Genomic DNA, 22918 nt, shown 5'->3' with positions numbered 1-22918 from the left:
TTTGCGCCCACATTATTATATATTAGAAGTAAAGAATGAAAGAATTTGTAATATCCGAAGCCAAAGTAGAGACAGCAGTGCTTGTCGGACTCATCACACAAACGCAGGATGAGCGTAAGACGAACGAGTATCTGGATGAACTGGCTTTCCTTGCCGAGACGGCTGGGGCGGAAGTAGTGAAACGATTTACGCAGAAGTTGCCGACAGCTCATTCAGTGACTTATGTCGGAAAAGGAAAGTTGGAAGAAATCAGACAATATATCCGTAACGAAGAGGAAGAAGAACGTGAAGTAGGAATGGTCATCTTTGATGATGAGCTTTCTGCGAAACAGATTCGTAATATTGAAGCCGAACTGAAAGTGAAGATACTGGACCGTACTTCACTGATCCTTGATATATTTGCCATGCGTGCACAGACAGCCAATGCGAAGACGCAGGTAGAACTTGCTCAATATAAATATATGTTGCCACGTTTGCAGCGACTTTGGACTCACTTGGAACGCCAGGGAGGAGGTTCCGGTGCCGGTGGCGGTAAAGGTTCCGTGGGACTTCGTGGTCCGGGTGAAACACAGCTCGAGATGGACCGCCGTATCATCCTGAACCGTATGTCATTATTGAAAGAACGTCTGGCGGAGATTGACAAGCAGAAAGCTACCCAACGAAAGAATCGCGGACGCATGATACGTGTTGCACTGGTTGGTTATACCAACGTGGGAAAATCAACCATGATGAATCTTCTCTCCAAGAGCGAAGTGTTTGCGGAAAACAAACTGTTCGCTACTTTGGACACCACTGTGCGCAAAGTGATTATTGATAATCTACCGTTCCTGTTGTCGGATACGGTAGGATTTATTCGCAAGTTGCCTACCGACTTGGTAGAATCTTTTAAATCTACCCTGGATGAAGTGCGTGAAGCAGATTTGCTTGTGCACGTAGTCGATATTTCCCACCCCGGATTTGAGGAACAGATTGAGGTGGTGAACAAGACACTGGCAGAGATTGGCGGCAGTGGCAAACCTATGATACTTGTATTTAATAAAATAGACGCTTACACCTACGTGGAGAAAGCGCCGGACGACCTTACCCCCCGAACAAAGGAAAACTTAACACTCGAAGAACTGATGAAGACGTGGATGGCAAAAATGGAGGATAACTGCCTCTTTATTTCCGCCCGCGAACGAATCAATATAGACGAACTGAAAAATGTAGTTTATCAGCGAGTGAAAGAATTACACGTTCAGAAATATCCCTATAACGATTTTCTTTATCAGACCTACGAAGAAGAGGAAGAATAAACGGGAGGGATTTATGATTTCTGATTTCTGAATTATGAGTTGGCTGTGCGATTATGACGGACAACATCACAGTTCATAAATCATAATTCATAAATCATAACTCATAAATCATTTAGTATATGAAAGACTATCGTAGATTGACTGAAGATGAGGTACTTCAGTTGAAGAGCCAGTCGTGTCTGGCCGATGATTGGGGAAATGTATCAGTGGCAGAGGGCTTTAATTGTGAGTACGTTCATCATACCCGTTTCTCGGGTGAAGTGAAACTGGGGGTATTCGAATCAGAATTTACATTGCCGGGGGGAATCAAGAAACATTCGGGATTGCGTCATGTGACGTTGCATAATGTATCAGTGGGCGATAACTGTTGTATTGAGAATATCCAGAACTACATTGCTAACTATGAGATCGGTAGTGATACTTTCATTGAGAATGTAGATATTATTTTAGTGGATGGATTAAGCACTTTCGGTAATGGGGTAGAAGTGGCTGTCTTGAATGAAACAGGAGGGCGTGAAGTGTTGATGAACGACAAACTGTCTGCGCATCAGGCATATATACTTGCGTTGTACCGCCATCGTCCCGAACTGATTAACCGTATGAAATCCATTGCGGATTATTATTCCAATAAACATGCTTCTGCCGTCGGCAGTATTGGCAATCATGTCATGATTCTCAATACAGGTTCAATCAAGAATGTCCGGATTGGTGATTACTGCCATATCTGTGGAACTTGCCGTTTATCCAATGGAAGCGTCAATAGTAATGTGACAGCGCCTGTACATATCGGTCACGGGGTAATTTGTGACGACTTCATAATCTCTTCCGGTTCAAAAGTGGATGACGGCACAATGCTGACCCGTTGTTTCGTCGGGCAGTCCTGTAAATTGGGACATAATTATTCCGCTTCCGATTCTTTGTTTTTTAGTAATTGCCAAGGAGAGAACGGTGAAGCATGTGCTATTTTCGCAGGTCCTTTCACCGTGACACATCATAAATCTACTTTGCTGATTGCCGGAATGTTCTCGTTTATGAATGCAGGTTCGGGATCCAATCAGAGCAACCACATGTATAAGTTGGGGCCTATCCATCAAGGAACGATGGAAAGGGGAGCGAAGACTACTTCTGATTCCTATATCTTGTGGCCGGCACGTGTCGGAGCTTTCTCTTTGGTAATGGGACGTCATGTCAATCATGCCGATACTTCTAATCTTCCTTTCTCCTACCTGATAGAGCAGCGGAATACGACTTATCTGGTTCCGGGAGTCAACTTGAGAAGTGTAGGTACTATCCGTGACGCACAAAAATGGCCGAAACGTGATAATCGTAAAGACCCGAACAGGCTGGATTATATCAACTATAACCTGTTGAGTCCTTATACCATTCAGAAGATGTTCAAAGGGCGTTCCATTTTGAAAGAATTGAAACGTGTGTCCGGTGAAACTTCAGAAATCTACTCTTACCAGAGTGCTAAAATCAAGAACTCTTCTTTGAACAACGGAATCCGTTTTTATGAAATTGCTATCCACAAGTTCTTAGGAAACTCCATTATAAAACGACTGGAAGGCATTAACTTCCAGAGCAATGAAGAAATCCGCCAACGCCTGAAACCCGATACGGAAATTGGTATCGGCGAATGGGTAGATGTTTCCGGGTTGATTGCTCCCAAGAGTGAGATCGACCGATTACTGGATGGTATTGAGAAAGGAGCAGTCAATCGTTTGAAGTCTATCAATGCAAGCTTCGCAGAAATGCACGAGAATTATTATACTTATGAATGGACATGGGCTTATCATAAGATCCAGGAATTTTATGGCCTAGATCCGGAAACGATAACAGCGCAAGACATCATCGGTATCGTGAAAGCCTGGCAGCAAGCTGTTGTCGGATTGGACAAGATGGTATATGAGGATGCTAAGAAAGAATTCTCGTTATCTTCTATGACCGGATTCGGTGCTGATGGCTCTCATGACGAAATGAAGCAGGACTTTGAGCAAGTACGCGGTGATTTCGAAAGCAATACATTTGTGACTGCGGTGTTGAAACATATTGAAGATAAAACGGCTCTTGGAAATGAGCTCATCGAGCGAATCAAAATGATTGATAAAACGGAAATAGTGTAGCGAGTCAAAAATAAGTAGATAAATAAATGAGAATTTAGGGGCGTAGCGCCCCAACAAGGTTTCCATTCGGCATGTTATCGTTTTAGACATACCCTAAAGGGTGGAACTGTATCTCTTTCAGGGAATACCGAATGGAAACCTTGCTCCGGCGCTACGCCGGTAAATGGGAATTTATCGGTTCTTACAATTATATATTTATTGGGGTGCCCTGAAAGGGCTTAATTATATAGCGTAGGGCAACGCCCTACGAAAAAAGCACACCAGCCACAAGCCCTGAAAGGGCGGAACTGTATACAATTATGCCCTTTCAGGGCGCAAATTCAGATTGTCGTTTTTTCGTAGGGCGTTGCCCTACGCTATATAATTAAGCCCTTTCAGGGCACTCCGCAAAATAATCATTTATTGACCTACCTATTTTTATCCTACAATGTTTTATTTCTCAATTTTTAATTCTCAATTCTTAATTTATCATTACCTTTGCCACACTAACTAACATTACGTAATAAAATAAGAAACTTATGGCAACACCTCTGTTTAAGTATCAGCCCATGTTTGAAAAGGGAAAAGATACAACTGAGTATTATCTGCTTACAAAAGACTATGTATCAGTAAGCGAGTTTGAAGGAAATCCCATCCTGAAAATTGAAAAAGAAGGTTTGACTGCGATGGCTAATGCTGCTTTTCGTGATGTATCATTCATGCTTCGTCGTTCACACAATGAACAAGTTGCTAAGATTCTGAGTGATCCGGAAGCAAGCGAAAACGATAAGTATGTGGCGTTGACTTTCCTGCGCAATGCAGAGGTTGCTTCAAAAGGCGTACTTCCATTCTGCCAGGACACCGGTACTGCTATTATCCATGGTGAAAAGGGACAGCAGGTATGGACTGGATATTCTGACGAAGAAGCGCTTTCACTGGGCGTATATAAAACATACACTGAAGAAAACCTGCGTTATTCACAGAATGCGCCTCTGAATATGTATGATGAGGTAAATACCAAATGTAACCTCCCTGCACAGATTGACATCGAAGCTACCGAAGGTATGGAATATGAATTCCTTTGTGTAACAAAAGGTGGTGGTTCTGCCAACAAGACATATTTGTATCAGGAAACAAAAGCGATCCTGAATCCCGGTACATTGGTTCCGTTCCTGGTTGAAAAGATGAAAACATTGGGAACAGCCGCTTGTCCTCCTTATCATATCGCTTTCGTGATAGGTGGTACTTCTGCTGAAAAGAACCTGTTGACAGTGAAATTAGCTTCTACTCATTTCTATGATAACCTGCCGACTACCGGAAACGAATATGGTCGTGCATTCCGCGATGTCGAACTGGAAAAAGAAGTATTGGCAGAAGCTCACAAGATTGGGTTGGGTGCACAATTCGGAGGTAAATATCTTGCTCACGATGTACGCATCATCCGTCTGCCTCGTCATGGTGCATCTTGTCCGGTAGGTTTGGGTGTATCTTGCTCTGCCGACCGTAACATCAAATGTAAAATCAATAAGGAAGGTATCTGGATTGAGAAACTGGATTCAAATCCGGGTGAACTGATTCCGGCTGAACTGCGTCAGGCAGGTGAAGGTGATGTTGTGAAGATCGATCTGAACCGTCCGATGCCTGAAATCCTGAAAGAACTGACTAAATATCCGGTTGCTACCCGTCTGTCATTGAACGGAACGATTATCGTAGGTCGTGACATCGCTCATGCTAAACTGAAAGAACGTTTGGACCGCGGTGAAGACTTGCCACAATATATTAAGGATCATCCTATTTATTATGCTGGTCCGGCAAAAACTCCGGAAGGCATGGCGTGTGGCTCTATGGGCCCTACTACGGCAGGACGTATGGACTCTTATGTAGAACTGTTCCAAAGTCATGGCGGTAGCATGGTGATGTTGGCAAAAGGTAACCGTAGCCAGCAGGTGACAGATGCTTGTCAGAAATATGGTGGTTTCTATCTTGGTTCTATCGGAGGTCCGGCAGCTATCCTTGCACAGAACAACATCAAGAGCATCGAATGTGTGGAATATCCGGAATTGGGTATGGAAGCTATCTGGAAGATCGAAGTAGAAAACTTCCCTGCATTTATCTTGGTAGATGATAAGGGTAACGACTTCTTCAAACAGTTGAAACCGTGGAATTGCAAAAAATAACCGGTTGATACCTGTTGGGATAAAACTATAAGAAGAGGCTGTAAATGCCTTGAATTAATAAAGGGGCTGTCTGACTATTTTATTGTTAGACAGCCCCTCTTCTTATTTTAAGGACTTAAAGACTTTCCGGATATTAACTTTTTCAGTGTAAATATCGACCTTTCATCTGTTATGATTACTTATTCTGTTCTTTTTTCCATTTTTCATATCTCTTCAACACCTTGCTTCCATCTTTGTTATACCAACTATAACCATTTCGGCGTTCGTGTCCGATTTCCGATATATCATATTTTTTAATGCCGTCACGGTCACAGAAAAAAGGCCGGTTTGTTTCCAGATCATAAAAACGTGCCCAAAGAGTAGGACAGTCTTCACAGGGAACCATGCGATAGTCTTTTTTGCCATCACTGTTGGTGAAATATTCCTTCTGTATTCCTTTTATTTCAGACTTTTGGAACCATTTGATAGCACCTTCTATGGATTTTACAACGTCTGCAGATGGATGGGGAAGTGACATCAACAGTAATACAATATTGTCCGACTCTTGTCCGCTTAGTGACGGGAGTTCATAGGCACGTGCCTTGCAGGGTTCCAAAGTGACACGGTCATGTTGGGCGCACCACACTGTTAACTCTCCATTTTGGCGCACCTGCGTTTTGAGTATACACTCTATCCCTTTATTAAATGCATTACGTGCTTGTTCACAGATATTGTCAGGAAGGAAAGTGTACGGAGCTTTCTTTTCGTATATGCTCCGAAGTTGATTCATGACTCTCACCATTGCATTGTCATTGTAGGTGATTTGTACGTAATAACCTTTGGGACGCGGATAAAATTGAGGCCATCCACCGTTTTCATACTGCGATTTGAGCAGATATTGAATACCGTTCAGCACTCCTTCTTTATATTTCTCCTTTTGCGTAGCCAGATAAAGCCGTGACAAATATTCTATTTCTGTCGTGGTGGCATTGTTGTCGATGGTGCTTTGGTTGGTATCTTCTTTAGCTTTTAGTGCCGCATTATATTCTTGTTCCGTCAGTTCTGCCGGCATATAGATATTCTTGGGCCAGCCTCCGGTCGTTTGTTGATAGAGTAACACGTTGTCACCGATGCGTTGGGCTTCTTCCGTCTTGAAGAAATCATCGTCAAATTTAGGGGCGATGTGTACCCATTCTTTGTAGTTCTGTTGTTTTCTGTAATCTGTTGCTTTTTGGGCTGAGGCGTTTGTCAGGATAAAAAGTAGCAGTAAGAAAAGACTTAGTTTTCTCATGGCTTTTATTATTTAATGTTTTTATAGTATGCAAATGTAGGAAGAAAGAAAAACATCGGTATGTAATAACTGTTTTTTATACAGTAAAAATTGGGTTAATCCTCCCGATAAGAAGATTAACCCAATAAAAAAATAAATGGAAACTACTTCCTTATTCCAGATACTTCGTAATCTTGCCGCTGATTTGCAACAGGGATATTTCGCAAAGTTTCGTGTTATATTCAGCAGAGAGGATGCGTTCCTCTGCATCTAACAAACTCTTTTGTGCTTCACGCACTTCAAAACCGGAAAGGTCCCCCTGTATATAACGGTCCATGGCAATATCGTGATTATCTTTGGCGGTTATCAGGTTTTGACGTTCCAGATTCAACAATTGAAGATTGTTGCGATAGGCTTGCCATAGGTTACTGAGATCAGAGCGGAGTGCTAATTCCAAGTCCTGTCGTTCCAGACGACGATTTTTGAAAGCCAGACTTGCATTTCTCTTTTCGCGGCGGCGATTACCGTCGAAGATATTAAAACCGACAGTTATTCCGGCATTAAAGCCCAACTCACCTCTTCTGATGTTTGTGTTGATGTCATACTTGTTGAACGTATATCCATATCCGGTATTTAATTTGAGATATGGATAGTTGCGTGAGTTTATTTTCTTGTAGTCCAATTGGGCAAGTACCGTGTTTTGATCGGCCTTGAGCAAAGAAGTATTGGTTGCTAACGTAGAATTCCACAAATCATCAAATTGCAAGTCGCTGTGTACGTCGATGGTGGAGTCTTTGATAATAATGTTTTGATTGACATTGTTGTTAGCCATCAGTTCATTCAACTGGATGCGTGAAGAATGTAGCAATTCCTGTTGTTTGATGTATTGGGCACTGTCTGCATTGAAATCCACTTTTGCCTGCTGATAATCCAGCCCTGAAAACTTACCGACCAGGTGACTAGCCTCGGCTATGCGCAAACGCTCTTTGGAAAGTGACATTGCATAATGAAAGTTTTTCAGACGAATCTTCTGCTGGATAAAGTTATAGTATTCGGAAGTCAGGGCAGCAATAAAATCTTCAATAGCAATACGCGTGTTGGTTTCCCCCTGACGTTCCAGCTCTTTCAACTGTTTATAGGTGGTACTGATATTGAATCCGTCGAAAATAGTCCAGTTGAGGTTAAGACCGACATTAACCGTCTGATCGTAGACTCCGTTATGCTTTGTTATTTCTCCGGTAGCACGCGCCTTGGTCTCAATATTGTCCAGATTTCCGGTATATCCGGCAGAGAAGTCCAGTGTAGGCAGGTAACCCGCATTTCCCAACGTTGCGTTGTTTTTGCTGATCTGCTCTTCGTTATGGATGATACGTAAAGAGTAATTGTTTTGCAATCCTTCTTCCAGACACTCCTTGAGAGTGAGAACTTGTGCCTTTGCAAAAGAGACTGATAAGAAGGCACATGCAATGGTGATATAAATGATGCGTTTCATGCAAATTCCTTTCTGTTTCATTCTTGTAGTTTTTTGATTCGGTTAGTCGAAATGTAACTGTAAATAGCCGGTACAATGTACATCGTAAGCAGAGTGGATACGACCATACCACCCACTACCGCCGTACCCATGGCAATACGCTGGTTACAACCTTCTCCGGTGGCAAATGCCAGCGGGATAAGTCCCAAAACCGTAGAGGCACTTGTCATCAGAATCGGACGGAGGCGTTGAAGGGCAGCATCTTTGATGGCACTCATTTTATCCTCTCCGGCTTCCTGTTTCTGATTGGCAAATTCTACAATAAGAATACCGTTCTTCGCCACCAGACCGATCAGCATGATAATACCGATCTGACTGAAAATATTCATCGTAATATCTCCGAAATACATGAAGACCAAAGCTCCGGCAATAGCCAGCGGCACTGTCAACATGATAATCAACGGATCTTTGAAACTTTCAAACTGGGCTGCCAGAATCAGATAAATCAAAAGGATAGCCAGGATAAAGGCGAACATCAGACTGGAGGAACTTTCACGATATTCTTTCGAGTCTCCCGACAGGGCAGTGCGGAAAGTGTCATCCAATGTTTCTTTGGCAATCTTATCCATTTCATCCAAACCTTGCCCGATTGTTTTGCCGTCTGCCAATCCCGCAGAGATGGTAGCTGACACAAAACGATTATAACGATACAACTTTGGAGGTGCAATACCGCTTTCCAATTCAATCAAGTTGTCCAGCTGAATCATATCCCCGCTACTGCTACGGACGTAAATAGCTTTCAGGTCGGCCGGTTTGTTTCGTTGTTGGCGGTTGATTTCACCAAGAATTTCGTATTGTTTACCGTTCATATAGAAATATCCCATACGTTGGCCGCTTAATCCATATTGCAGCGTTTGAGCAATGTTTTTGGTACTTACTCCCATAATACTGGCCTTGTCGCGGTTGATCTGAATACGAGCTTCCGGTTTACTGAACTTCAAATCAACGTCCGCCATCTGGAAAACAGGATTCTCATATACTTTAGCCATAAACTTGGGCAACACTTCTTCCAGCTTTTCCAAATTGGTAGCCTGAAGTACATATTGTACAGGCATGCTTCCACGACGTCCGCCGAAAGAAGACTGCTGCTGTACGAATGAACGCGCCATTGTTTTCTTCTGTACCGCTTTTGATATTTTCTCTGCCACATCCATCTGGGTATAATTACGTTCATTCATATCCTTCAGCGTGATGCGCACGTTTCCGCTACCGCTGGATACACGGGCAGTTACAGCCTCTGCATCAGGCAGAATGGAGTCTACCAGTTGATTGATGTCTTCTGTGTAATCCCTGATATATTCATAGGTGACGCCTTCCGCTCCTCGTGTATTGATACTGATTTGCGAACGGTCTTCAAGTGGGGCCATTTCCGCAGGAACTGCATTCCACAGAATACCAATCAGGCAAATGGTGATGAAAGTAAATGGAAGAGCGATCCAGCGTTTACTAAGAAAAGCGGCAAGCGAACGGCTGTATAGCCGGTTCATTCCTTCAAAGAACGGTTCTGTTTTTGCATAGAACCAACTTTGTTTTTCCCGTTTAATGAGTAACTTCGTTGCCAACATCGGAGTGAAAGTCAATGCGGCGAATGAAGATATAATCACCGAACCCGAAATTACGATACTGAACTCACGGAATAATCGTCCCGTCATTCCATCCATAAAGACGATAGGGAAGAATACCGCTACCAGCGTAATAGTGGTGGAAATAACGGCAAAGAAAATTTCTTTGGCTCCTTCTATTCCCGCTTCTTTCGGGGCCATTCCTTTCTCTATACGGATGTAGATATTTTCCGTCATAACGATGGCGTCATCTACCACCAGTCCCACCGATAGTACGATGGCGAGCATGGAAAGCACATTGATGGAGAATCCTGCCAGATACATAACGAAGAAAGCACCGATAAGGGAAACAGGGATTACGATACAAGGCACCAACGTGACGCGCCAGTCACGCAGGAAGAGGAAGATAATGATGATTACAAGTACAAAAGCCTCATATACAGTGGACTTAACCTCATTGATAGACGCACGGATAAACTTGGTATTATCAAAACCATAATTATAGTGTACATCTTCCGGCAAGTCTTTTTTCATTTGCTCCATACGTTGGTATACAGCATCCGCAATCTCAATGTGGTTGGCTCCCGGCTGTGGAATGACTACGACACCCACCATAGGAACGCCGTTCATCTTCATATAACTCTTGATATCAGCCGGCCCCAATTCAGCACGTCCGATATCACTGAATCGTACAATACGGTTATTCTCTTCTTTGACAATCAAGTCATTGAATTCATCTGCGGTATGCATCAATCCTAGTGTACGGATCGTCAACTCGGTGGTATTTCCTTCGATACTACCTGAAGGAAGTTCCACATTTTCGTTATCTACAGCGTTTTTAACATCGACGGGAGTGATACCGTAGCCTGCCATCTTTACCGGGTCGAGCCAAAGGCGCATGGAGTAACGCTTTTCTCCCCAGATAGATACACTACTTACATCGGAAATAGTCTGTAATTGTTCTTTCACAGTCAGATCCGCTATTTCACTTAATTCCAACAGAGAACGTTTGTCACTCTGAAGAGCAACCATCAAGATAGGCATGGCATCGGCATCTGCTTTTGAAACTGTCGGTGGGTCACAGTCGCGAGGCAGATAACGTTGGGCACGTGAAACCTTGTCACGTACGTCGTTGGCCGCTGTTTCCAGATCGACGGACAATTCAAATTCTACTGTAATACGGCTTTGCCCCTGCTGGCTCACACTGGACAAAGAACGGATACCGGGAATACCGTTGATATTCTGTTCCAACGGTTCAGTTATCTGGTTTTCGATAACGTCGGCATTAGCTCCCGGATAAGAGCAGCTGACAGAAATAATCGGATTATCTACCGACGGATATTCGCGGACACCCAAATAGTTGTATCCGATGAATCCGAAAAGGAGGATAATAATCGTTAATACTGTGGCTAATACCGGGCGACGTATACTTAATTCGGAGATGTTCATTGATTTATGATTTCTGATTTCTGAATTATGATTTCTGAGTTATGGATTGAAGATTTCTGATTTTTGAATTCTGATTTCTGGTTTCTGAATGTTTGCTGTATTCTGCTGACTTATAAATCATAAATTATTTGGCTTATAAATCATAAATCAGAATTCATAAATCAGAAATTCTCATTCTTCAATATTGTCAAGTGTTACGGCGAGTCCGGTACGGAGTTGCAATGTTCCTGAAGTGATGATTGTGTCTCCTACGTGCAATCCTCTAATCACTTGCACTTCAGATGCGGTGCGGATACCGGTAATAATATCCACCGGTTCGGCCTTTCCTGATTTATATAGATAGACTTTATCTTTACCCATTTCCGGCACAATTGCTTCCGTTGGGATGGCTATTGCATTAGGTATTTCATCCTTTTTCAACAGTACACTGGCATAACGGCCGGGAAGCAGGGTGCGATTGACATTCGGGTATAATGCACGGGCGGTAAATTGATGCAGATTCGGATCGATGGCAGATTCTACAGCGTATACCTGTGCGCCGAAAGCATCCAATGTTCCTTCAACGCTGAAATTGAGATTGGTGCCCTTTTTGATTTGCTTGGCATAGCGTTCCGGAACGGAAAATTCAACCTTCAGTGGAGCGATTTTTGTCAGCTTGGCAACGACTGTGGTCGGAGACGCATACGTACCGATACTGACTTGGCGAAGTCCGATCACTCCGTCAAACGGAGCACGTAGCTCTGTCAGTTCAATATTAGCTTTGATAATTTCTATATCGGCATTCAGAGTTGCTAAATCCGTTTTCACCTGTTCGTAGGCTTCTTTACTGACAGCATCCCGTTTCAATAAAGCATCCTGGCGGAATACACGGTCTTCTGCCAGTTTCAATTGCGAAATCAACCTTTGCAATTGTGCCTGCAACTGCCTGTCATTCACTTTGGCTAGTAATTGGCCTTTCTTTACGGCTGTTCCTTCTTCAAAGTTGATTTCTACAATTTTTCCCGACGTTTCGAAAGACAAATCCACTTCTTCATCGGGCAGAAGTACACCGGTAGTGGTGAATTCATCTGTCAGAGATTGTGGTTTTATGACCTTGGCATTTACATTTAAAACTTGTTTCCCTCTTTTTTTATTACCGCCCATCACTTTGTCGGCGGCTGCTAGTTCGTCGTTTTTTTTTGGTAATTGTGAGTAGATTCCTCCACCGATAATCCCGGCACCAACAAGAATAATGATGCCCCATTTAGTCTTCTTATTCATGGTTTAGTATTGTATATGGCAATTATATTGTACATCTTCAAAAATTAGACTTCCCCTAATGGGAAAGGTTTAAAGAAAGGAAGAGTAAAAAAGAGTTAATCAGTAAGCAGCCCGATATTTTCCTTCCTCTTTATCTTCCAACATATTGAGATAAGAGGTATAACGGGATTCGCTGATGAGGTGCTCTTCCACTGCTTTGCGTACGGCACATCCCGGTTCATGACGATGTGTACAGTTGCCATATTTGCAGTCGGCGGAGGTTTTGAATATTTCGGGAAAATAATGTCCGATCTCTTCTTCTTCCATATCGAATGTGCCGAAGCCCTTGATACCCGGAGTATCGATGATATAGCCATCTCCTTCCACAGGGAACATTTCGGAGAAAGTAGTAGTATGCATTCCTTTGTTGTGGTAAGAAGAAATTTCGCCGGTCTTGGCTGCTATGCCCGGCAGTATGGAATTGATAAGAGTTGATTTGCCGACTCCCGAATGTCCGGAAAATAAAGTAATCTTGCCTTCCAGTGCTTTTTTGATTTCAGCCACTCCAGTGCCGTTCTTTGCGGAAACTTTGAAGCAAGGGTAGCCGATTTGTGTGTATAAGTTGATAAGGGCGTCCAGATAGCGAAGCTCATCTTCGTCGTAAGCATCTACCTTGTTAAATACCAGTTTGACAGGGACGCGATAGGCCTCTGCGGATGCAAGAAAGCGATCAATAAAAATAGTGGAAGTTTCCGGATAATTGATGGTTACCACCAGCATACACTGATCGAGATTGGCAGCAAGGATATGAGATTGTTTGGAAAGATTGGATGAACGGCGGATGATGTAGTTCTTTCTATCTTCTATTTCACTGATAAAAGCAGTGCCTTCCTGATTAAGTATAATCCGGACACGATCACCCACTGCAACAGGATTAGTACTGCGAATCCCTTTCAATCGGAAATTCCCTTTGATTTTACATTCAATAGATTGTCCGTCATCGGTTTTCACCTGATACCAACTACCCGTGTTTTTGATTACTAATCCTTTCATATAAATTATAAATTAAAAATGAAGAATGAAGAATTCAGGCTGTGTTTCAACTGAATAATACAGCATTATAATTCCTCATTCTTCATTCTTAATTCTTCATTATTTTTTAGACGGTCATAATTTCTTTATCCTTTTCAGCCAGCATATCATCGATTTGTTTGATATACTTATCATGGATTTTTTGCAGTTTGGCTTCCGCATTCTTCTGCTCGTCTTCTGCCAATCCGTCTTTTACGGCCTTTTTCAGTGCGTCGATGCCGTCACGACGCGCGTTGCGTACGCTTACTTTAGCCGTTTCGCCTTCTCCTTTACACTGTTTTGCCAGTTGTTTACGACGTTCTTCCGTCAGGGGAGGGATGCCGATACGGATCATTTCTCCATTGTTTTCGGGCATGATACCGAGGTCAGAGTCGATAATTGCTTTTTCGATGACACGGAACATGCTTTTATCCCAAGGCTTGATCACGATACTGCGGGCGTCCGGAGTAGTAATTGCTGCTACATTGCTGATAGGTACCATACTTCCGTAAGAATCTACGCGGATACCATCTAATAAGCGTGCACTCGCTTTTCCGGCGCGGATATGTGCCAGTGCTTCTTCCAGATACATGATGGCCATATCCATCTTTTCTTGTGCATTGTCAAGGCAAGTCTTTACGTCTACCATATTTTTTGAGATTTAAAATTGCATTTTGATTGATTAAGTAGCAAAAGTATATTATTTTTTGTTCATCTGCAACAGCATACCCATCTTTTTTATGAGTGACTTGCCAATGATAATCAGGGTAACGGCGGTGATAATCATTAAAATACCCATCATTAAGCGGGGAGTCAGTTTTTCGTGAAACAGGAGAACACCGAAGAATAAAGCTGTCACTGGTTCCAGAGCACCCAATATTGCCGTTGGTGTAGAGCCTATATAATGGATGGCCAGTGCGGTACAGACCAGTGATACGGCAGTTGGCAGGATGGCGAGTGATAATACATCGGCCCAGAGCCAGGCAGACGGTATTACTTGCAGTTCCGTACAGAAATTTAAACGGACGATATAAACCGATAGTCCGAACAAAATGGCATAGAAGGTAAGTTTCGTGGTCGGCAGTTTTTTCAATGTCGAACGGTTTACACCTACTATATATATAGCATAAGAGAGAGAAGACAACAGAACAAAGATAATTCCCAAAGTCGATAGCGGTTTGTTGCCGTCTCCCTGATAAAGCAAGGCAATGCCTGAAAGTGCCAGCAGGATGGAGAAAACGGTAATGGCGGAAATCTTTTCCTTGAAGAATATTCCCATAATGACAGCTACCATCACCGGATAAACAAACAGAATCGTTGAAGCAATTCCGGCATCCATATAATTATAACTCATAAACAAAAGCAGTGATGAAAAAGAGAATAACAGCCCCATAATGACTAAGGGCAAAACGTCTGCCTTATGAAGTGCAAAAGACTGATGCTGCATTTTCATCAGAATACCCAATACGATTGTCGCAAAGAAGTACCGGTAGAATAAAACGGTATCGACACTCATTCCGGCTGCATAGAGCGGAAGTGCAAAAAGAGGATTCATACCGTAGCTCGCAGCGGCAATCGCTCCATAGATAAAACCTTTGGTTTTGTTAGTCATTGTTTTGCTTTTTTTAATGGCGTGCAAAAGTACGCAGTTCACCAATGATAAACAAGTGTTTAGGCGGTTGATAGTATAATTTAATCTTTCGTATGCTAAAAACTATTTCTTGGTAAAGAGATAACTAATCTTGTTTATGCATAAAATTAATCGTCTGACTATAGTCAAACTTGCGTCTGACTACTGTTAAACTTACGTCTGACTATAGTTGAACTTTCGTCTGACTATAGTCAGACGAAAAAGAATTAACCGTCAGATGATTAATTTTATTCGGTAGGGAGATTAGTTATACGCCTCCCGAGTAATAGTATGCAGGCAATAGGCAATCAGGTTTTTGAATAAACACTTGCATATATCTTGGATTTTCCCGAATATTGCATCTGAATTATCGAAAAACACAGATGGCCAAAGCTAAATTTCTTGTTGTTTATTGCCTGTTCATATCGGGACTTTGTTGCATGGCAAATGTGACGAAGGATATCAATATGCGCTTTAAGGACGTAAGGCAGGGACTTTCTCATCAAACAGTCAATTGTTTCTATCAGGATGAATTCGGATTTTTGTGGATCGGCACTCAAGACGGGCTGAATCGATTTGACGGACGTAAGTTTGAAGTATTCAAACCGGATAACGCTAATCCTTATTCCATCAATATCAATAATATCAGGCAGGTTTGCGGAAATAAAGCCGGATTGCTCTTTATCCGTAGTTTGCAGAGCGTGACTCTTTATGATATGCGTTTGAATCGTTTTAGGGTGTTGCGTGAAGGAGAAGTTGCGGGAATCTGTTATGCGCACGATGCATTATGGATAGCTACCGGAAAGGAAATCTACCGTTATCGCAACCTCGACCAGGCGCCCGAGTTATTCTTTTCATTTCCTTCGGATGAGGAGGATGTATTGATGAACAGTCTCATGGTTCGTCAGAATCAGACAGTGGTGGTGGGTACTTCTTCGAAAGGTGTATACTGCATCGACCAGTCTGCACATATCACCCGGCGTATGGATGTGGGAGCTGTCAATTCAATAACGGAAGATAGAAACGGGAGTATCTGGATAGCTACCAGAAACAGAGGGCTTATACGGTTGGATGAAGATGGAAAACTTACTCATTTCAAGCATAACAAGGTAGCTGAAAATACGATTAACCATAATAATGTGCGTCATGTGACGCAAGCTAATGATAGTCTCCTGTATATCGGAACCTATGCCGGTTTGCAGACTTTAAACCTGTTTACCGGAGAGTTTACAGATTATGAATATGACTTGAATGTGGAGGCGGCCGATATACGTTCCATTATTTCGATGCATTACGACACTTCGGGGACTTTATGGTTGGGGACTTTTTATCAGGGAATCCAATATTATAATGTAGCGAATGATGCTTTCCATTTTTACCGCTCGTCTACGGCTGTTGGCGGTCATTTGAATTCTTATATTATCAGTTCCATTGCCGAAGACCGTTCCGGCCGGATCTGGTTTGCAAGTGAAGGAAGCGGGTTGAACTATTATGATAAACATACCAAACGCTTTTTCCCTTTAAAAAAGGTCTATTCTCAAGAGCTTTCTTTTAAGATAGTGAAGTCTCTTTATTATGAGAAAGAGCCGGATTATCTTTGGGTAGCTTCTCTTTATCAGGGAATCAACCGGATTAATCTGTCGACCGGACATATAGAATCTATCTCGGAAAACATCTATACTCCGGAAGGAAAAACAGTTGTTGACAGAGCCTATAATCTGGTGAAAATGATAGAGTTTGCCGGCCACGATTCTTTATTGATAGCTGCCAAGGGAGGATTGCTTGTATTGGATAAAAAACACCTTCGACTTCATCATTTCGAACACCCTTCGTTGGCTGCCAAACATCTGTCGCAGGTTTGGGATATGACGTTTGACAAAGACGGGGATCTATGGCTGACTACCTCTTTTGATCTGATACGAGTCAACCTCAAAGCGGGCATTGCCCATAGTTATCCTTTCTCCCAAATAGCGCAGAGTACAGCGCAGCATCACATCAACCACATTTTATGTGATAAGAAAGGACGTATATGGCTGGGATCGACAGGCTCGGGAATTTATCTATTTGATAAGAAGACAGATTCTTTTGTGGGATACGGAGCGAAACAGGGATTGGAAAATGGATTTATAACCGGATTGGTGGAGAGTCCTTTGGATGGTTCTATCTATGTGGCAACCAATGGTGGTTTCTCTAAATTCAACCTGGCAACGACTACATTCGAGAACTATAACAGACAGAGTGATTTTCCCTTGAATAATGTAAATGACGGAGGGCTGTATATTGCGTCCGACCACGATATTTACGTGTGTGGTCTGGCGGGTATTGTCTCTATCGCCCAGGAAAAGCTGAACAAACAGTCTGTTGACTATGATGTGTTTGTAAAACGGGTGCTTGTGGATAATACGGAAATACAACCGCTTGATTCGTTGGGGCTTATCAAAGAAACCGTATTGTATGAACATCGGTTAGTATTGCCGCCCAGATATTCTTCCGTCACTTTTGAGATAGCAAGTAACACCCTGAATAATATTTCTAATATCGGTCTGGAATATAAACTTGAAGGCTTTGACAACGAATATATGAAGGCGGGCGATAATACGATGATTACCTATACCAATCTTCATCCGGGGCATTATACTTTCCATGTCCGTGGCGACCAGGTGGGCGTTCACGGTCGGGAAGCACCTTCCGTTAGTTTTGAGCTGATAGTGGAGGCTCCGGTTTATCAGCGGGCATGGTTTATTTTGTTGATGGTGCTGGCAGCTATCCTTATTGCCGGCTATATTATCCGTATGTTCTGGATACGAAAAACCTTGCGGCACTCTTTATTGGCCGAGAAACGGGAAAAAGAGTATATCGAAAGTGTGAACCAGTCCAAACTGCGGTTCTTTACCAATGTATCGCATGAATTCCGTACTCCGTTAACGCTTATATCCAGCCAGCTCGAAATGCTCCTGATGCATAAGGACATTATTCCTGAAGTATATAATAAGATTCTGGATATTTATAAAAATTCCCGCCGGATGAATAACCTCGTGGATGAAGTCATTGATATCCGTAAGCAGGATCAGGGATACTTGAAACTAAAGATTTCTAAAGAGAATATTGTGGCGGTGATAGAGGAAATTTGTGGCTCTTTCTATAGTTATGCCCAACTGAATAAGATAGATCTCCGCTTTTCTTCCACTCTGAAAGAAGCAGATTTGTATATTGACAAAACACAGATAGAGAAAGTATTCTATAATTTATTGTCCAACGCTTTTAAGTATACGAAGCCTGGTGACTGGATTTCTGTTGAGCTGTCAGCGGAAGGAGATAATGACATTGTGATTTCAGTCAACAACCTGGGGGTAGGCATTGATAAATCCAAGATCAAACATGTATTTGAACGGTTTTGGCAGGATGATTCGGCAACAACCACACGAACTGTCAAAGGATCGGGCATTGGATTGGCGATGGCGAAAGGAATTGTAGAGTTGCATCAGGGAACCATCGGAGTGGAAAGCGAACTGAATGGAGTTACCTCTTTTACCGTTACTCTCCACCGGGATGCGAATATGAATATGGAAGCCTCTTCCTCCGCAGACGAGCACGTTGCCGAACATTATATAATAGAGCCTCAAGAAATCTCGGAAATGGTGAAGCCGGATAAAACGGTGAAAATACTGATTGTAGAAGATAACCCGGAAATGCGTAAAGTATTGACGCAGATTTTTGAACAGATATATGAGGTATATACGGCTGCCGACGGGCAGGAAGGATTGGAACGGGCTTCTTCGCTCCAACCGCAGATGATTGTAAGTGACATCATGATGCCTGTTATGTCCGGACTGGAAATGTGCGAGAAGTTGAAAAGTAATTTGCAGACCAGCCATATACCTGTTGTCTTGCTGACAGCCCGCAACCGGGAAGAACATACCTTGGAAGGCTTGCAGACAGGTGCGGATGATTATATCTCCAAACCTTTTAATATCAAGATATTGGTAGCCCGGTGCAACAATATCATTCAGACTCGTAAACTACTTCAACAACGGTTTGTTCGAAACGACGAACCTAAAGTGGAAGACCTTCCGTTTAATCCGATCGATAAAAAGATGTTGATGGATGCTACGGCGATTGTGGAATCTTATATTGATAACCCAGACTTTGACGTAGCTACTTTTGCACGAGAAATGTGTATGAGCAGAACGTTGCTTTTCACCAAATTGAAAGCATTGACCGGACAGACCCCGAATGACTTTATTTTATCTTTGAGACTGAAAAAAGCAACAGAAAAATTGCGGAATGACCCCAATGCCCTGATTGCTGATATAGCATTTGATTACGGTTTTTCTAATCCAAGTTATTTTATCCGGTGTTTTAAAAATGCTTATGATATTACTCCGGCTGCTTATAGACGGAAATATGCAAACTCTTAATTTATAGTGTTTTATATACTTTCTGCCTGACGAGATTTGTACTATTTGAGCTTTTATACGGACGATTCTATTATTCGAAATCATTAATAATTGGGATTTTTGCGCTGTAATCATTCAAATTATTACATAGTATGAAAAACATCGTAATTAAATGGGCTGTGTTCCTGACAGCCTTTCTTATCTCTTTAGAGGTTAGTGCTCAAAACGTCAGAGTTTCTGGAGTGGTGACAGACGCACTTGGACCGATCCCCGGAGTTAATATCATGGAGGAGGGGACTACTAACGGTACAGTGACGGATGTAAATGGAAAATATTCAATCAGTGTCTCGGCTAAATCTACCCTTGTTTTTTCTTGTATAGGATATAAGGAACAAAAAATACGTGTCGGTACGAAAACGGTACTGAATGTGAATATGGTGGAAGAGTCGAAAATGCTCGATGAATTGGTGGTTGTCGGTTATGGAGTTCAGCGTAAGAGTGATGTAGCCACTTCGGTAGCTTCGGTCAAAGCGGATGAAATGAAAACATTTCCCGCCGGCAATGTGGCTGACATGTTACGTGGACGTGCGGCAGGTGTGAATGTAACGAGTAGTTCCGGACGACCGGGATCGACTCCTTCAATTACCATTCGTGGTTCCCGTTCTATCAGTGCAGACAATGCACCTTTATATATTATAGATGGTTCTCCTTCCAGTGCAACAGAGTTCAGTACGTTGAGTGCGGATGATATTGAATCGGTTGAAATTCTGAAAGATGCTGCGTCGCAGGCTATTTATGGTGCACGCGCCAGTGACGGTGTGGTACTGGTGACTACCAAACGTGGTAAAGCCGGAAAAGTGGAAGTCAACTATAATGGCTATCTGGGTATTCAATCTCTCTGGAGAAATTTCGATTTCTACTCTCCCGAAGAATATATGCAGCTTCGTCGTGAAGCAAAGGCGCATGATAAAGGAATAATTGATGCGCGTGAGATTTCTATAGCCGAAGCGTTGGAAGACGAGGTGATGCAACGGGTATGGGCCAGCGGAAAGTTTATCGACTGGGAAAAAGAAATGTTCAGAAATGCAATCTATCATAATCATGACGTCAGTGTACGTGGAGGAACAGAAAAAATCAAAGTATCGGCAGGTGCCAACTACTTTGACCAACAAGGAATGGTGGTTACCGGATCGGGGTATCAGAAGTTTTCTTTAAGACTGAATCTGGACTTTGAAATAGCTAAATGGATTAGTTTCGGTATCAATTCTTCTTATGCGATGACAAAACAAGATCGTGAGGATGGTAACTTTAATGATTTTATTACCAGTTCTCCATTGGCGGAGATATATGATGCGGATGGCAAGTATACAAAATATATCAACTCGGAAGGAAATTATAATCCTTTGTACCGTGCCGAACATTATGGACGTGAAGTAACCCGTGATAATTACCGCCTGAACTTTTTTATGGATGTGAAACCTTTCAAGGGATTCAATTATCGTCTGAATACTTCTGTTTATAATCAGACGTCTGAAGACGGTTCTTATAAAGATTCCCAATATCCGGGAGGCGGAGGAACGGCCGTTCTTGACGAATCGCGTACACAGAACTGGCTGGTTGAGAATATTGTGACCTATAAAGTGCCTATCCGCAACAAGAAACACCAGTTGACATTGACCGGCGTTCAGTCTGTCGACCATAATGGTTCGAAGTCTGTCGGGTACTCGGTTGAGAATCTTCCGGTGGATAAAGACTGGAACTTCATTTCTCAAGGTGAGTTTACAGGCAAGCCTCGTCGTCAGTTTAATGAAAATAACTTGGTGTCTTTCATGGCTCGGGCGCAATATTCGCTTTTAGATCGTTATTTGTTGAACGTGGCTGTCCGCCGTGACGGTTCCAGCCGTTTCGGAAAAGAAAATAAATGGGGAACTTTCCCGTCGGCAGCTTTTGCCTGGCGTGTCAATCAGGAGAGTTTTCTAAGAGATGTGTCGTGGATTGATAACCTGAAACTGCGTGTGAGTTATGGTATTGTAGGTAATCAGAACGGTATCGGCAATTATACTACTTTGGGACTGGCTGATAATAAAGGATATGAGTTTGGAAATGTTTTTCAAATGGGATATTTGCCGGGCAAGGAACTGTCTAATCCAAACCTGAAATGGGAACAGTCTGCAACAGCTAACTTTGGTGTTGACTTTAGTTTCTTCAATGGGCGTCTGAATGGTACGGTTGAGTATTATAATACTCATACGAAGGATTTGTTGGTGAAACGTTCCCTGAATGCGTCACTCGGATATACTACCATGCTAGATAATCTGGGAAAGACGAAATCCAGTGGTATCGATCTTTCTTTAAATGGTGACGTGGTACGTACAAAGGAGTTTACCTGGACACTCGGAACTAATTTCAGCATGTATAAGAATGAAATTGTCCGTATTGACGATACTCTCGATGAGAACGGGAAACCGGCAAGTCAGGTAGCCCAGGGGTGGATTATCGGAGAACCGATCAATGTATACTATGATTATCTGATAGATGGAATTTTTCAGTATGATGATTTTGATATCACTCGTGATGGTACGGGAAATCTGGTCTATACACTGAAAAACACCTATGATAGTGATAATGACGGTGTGGCCGACAGTCCGATTAATTACGGTGGCGCTATTGAACCGGGAATGGTCAAGGTGCGTGATAACAACGGGGATGGAAAGATTACAGCTGATGACAGGGTACCTATCCGTAAAGATCCGAAGTTTACACTCTCCCTTTCTTCTACATGGAACTGGAAAGGATTTGATCTGTTCATGGACTGGTATGGAGTTTCCGGCAGAAAGATTAAGAACGGTTATTTGTACGAGTATAATTCCGGTGGTTCTTTACGTGGAAAATTGAATGGGGTGAAGGTGGATTATTGGACTCCGTTCAATCCTTCGAACAAATTCCCACGTCCTTCTTATAGTGCGGACCCTGCATATTTGAGTGCCATTGCCATTCAGGATGCTTCTTATATCCGTTTACGCACCTTACAACTGGGATATACTTTCCCCGCCCGACTATTGAAGAATACTCCGATTCATAAATTACGATTGTATGCAACTGCTACTAACTTGCTGACATTTACGGAGTTTAAATCTTATAGTCCCGAACTGACTCCAGGGTCTTATCCGGAGTCCAGACAATATGTGTTTGGTGTCAATGTTTCATTCTAAAATA

Annotated in this window: 12 protein-coding genes; 5 read left to right on the top strand and 7 right to left on the bottom strand. The window is 42.5% G+C overall.

The window, feature by feature from the left end:
• The first annotated feature begins 35 nt into the window (after window positions 1-35).
• The 3 genes from hflX to KTR06_RS15995 all read left to right on the top strand — a co-directional run bounded on the left by hflX (window position 36) and on the right by KTR06_RS15995 (window position 5574).
• A complete protein-coding gene (hflX, locus tag KTR06_RS16005; protein ID WP_004315613.1) occupies window positions 36-1295 on the top strand; it encodes a GTPase HflX in 1260 nt (419 codons plus the stop codon).
• 119 nt (window positions 1296-1414) lie between these two features.
• Window positions 1415-3418, top strand: coding sequence for a DUF4954 family protein (locus KTR06_RS16000; RefSeq protein ID WP_004315614.1), 2004 nt, complete (start codon window positions 1415-1417; stop codon window positions 3416-3418).
• A gap of 518 nt (window positions 3419-3936) precedes the next feature.
• On the top strand, window positions 3937-5574 hold the full coding sequence (locus KTR06_RS15995) for a fumarate hydratase (protein WP_004316947.1): 1638 nt from the start codon (window positions 3937-3939) through the stop codon (window positions 5572-5574).
• A gap of 175 nt (window positions 5575-5749) precedes the next feature.
• Here the strand turns inward: KTR06_RS15995 and pelA are convergent, their stop codons facing one another.
• The 7 genes from pelA to KTR06_RS15960 all read right to left on the bottom strand — a co-directional run bounded on the left by pelA (window position 5750) and on the right by KTR06_RS15960 (window position 15287).
• Window positions 5750-6844, bottom strand: a complete 1095-nt coding sequence (pelA, locus tag KTR06_RS15990; protein WP_004306527.1) for a pectate lyase — start codon at window positions 6842-6844, stop codon at window positions 5750-5752.
• Window positions 6845-6995: 151 nt separating this feature from the next.
• Complete coding sequence (locus KTR06_RS15985) at window positions 6996-8336, bottom strand: TolC family protein (protein ID WP_217290553.1); 1341 nt, start codon at window positions 8334-8336, stop codon at window positions 6996-6998.
• Window positions 8333-11365 (bottom strand): efflux RND transporter permease subunit, encoded by a 3033-nt coding sequence (locus KTR06_RS15980; RefSeq protein WP_004299194.1) that lies wholly within the window; start codon window positions 11363-11365, stop codon window positions 8333-8335. The genes KTR06_RS15985 and KTR06_RS15980 overlap by 4 nt, the downstream gene beginning before the upstream one ends.
• 171 nt (window positions 11366-11536) lie before the next feature.
• Window positions 11537-12625, bottom strand: coding sequence for an efflux RND transporter periplasmic adaptor subunit (locus tag KTR06_RS15975; protein ID WP_004299195.1), 1089 nt, complete (start codon window positions 12623-12625; stop codon window positions 11537-11539).
• 99 nt (window positions 12626-12724) lie between these two features.
• Complete coding sequence (gene rsgA, locus KTR06_RS15970; RefSeq protein WP_008650069.1) at window positions 12725-13657, bottom strand: ribosome small subunit-dependent GTPase A; 933 nt, start codon at window positions 13655-13657, stop codon at window positions 12725-12727.
• Window positions 13658-13763: 106 nt separating this feature from the next.
• Window positions 13764-14324, bottom strand: a complete 561-nt coding sequence (frr, locus tag KTR06_RS15965) for a ribosome recycling factor (protein ID WP_004299198.1) — start codon at window positions 14322-14324, stop codon at window positions 13764-13766.
• Between the two features lie 51 nt (window positions 14325-14375).
• Window positions 14376-15287: a DMT family transporter gene (locus KTR06_RS15960; protein WP_211421122.1), complete on the bottom strand. Its 912-nt coding sequence runs from the start codon at window positions 15285-15287 to the stop codon at window positions 14376-14378.
• A 401-nt stretch (window positions 15288-15688) separates the two neighbouring features.
• On the opposite strand from KTR06_RS15960, the gene KTR06_RS15955 reads away from it, so the two are divergent.
• Both KTR06_RS15955 and KTR06_RS15950 read left to right on the top strand, forming a co-directional pair.
• On the top strand, window positions 15689-19723 hold the full coding sequence (locus tag KTR06_RS15955) for a response regulator (protein ID WP_211421121.1): 4035 nt from the start codon (window positions 15689-15691) through the stop codon (window positions 19721-19723).
• 131 nt (window positions 19724-19854) lie between these two features.
• Window positions 19855-22914, top strand: coding sequence for a TonB-dependent receptor (locus KTR06_RS15950; RefSeq protein WP_217290552.1), 3060 nt, complete (start codon window positions 19855-19857; stop codon window positions 22912-22914).
• Window positions 22915-22918: the final 4 nt, after the last annotated feature.

The organism is Bacteroides sp. MSK.20.12, from assembly GCF_019052435.1.
Classification (GTDB): domain Bacteria; phylum Bacteroidota; class Bacteroidia; order Bacteroidales; family Bacteroidaceae; genus Bacteroides; species Bacteroides xylanisolvens.
Note: the sequence above shows the minus strand (reverse complement) of the source record. Positions and strands in the feature narration are given on the sequence as shown.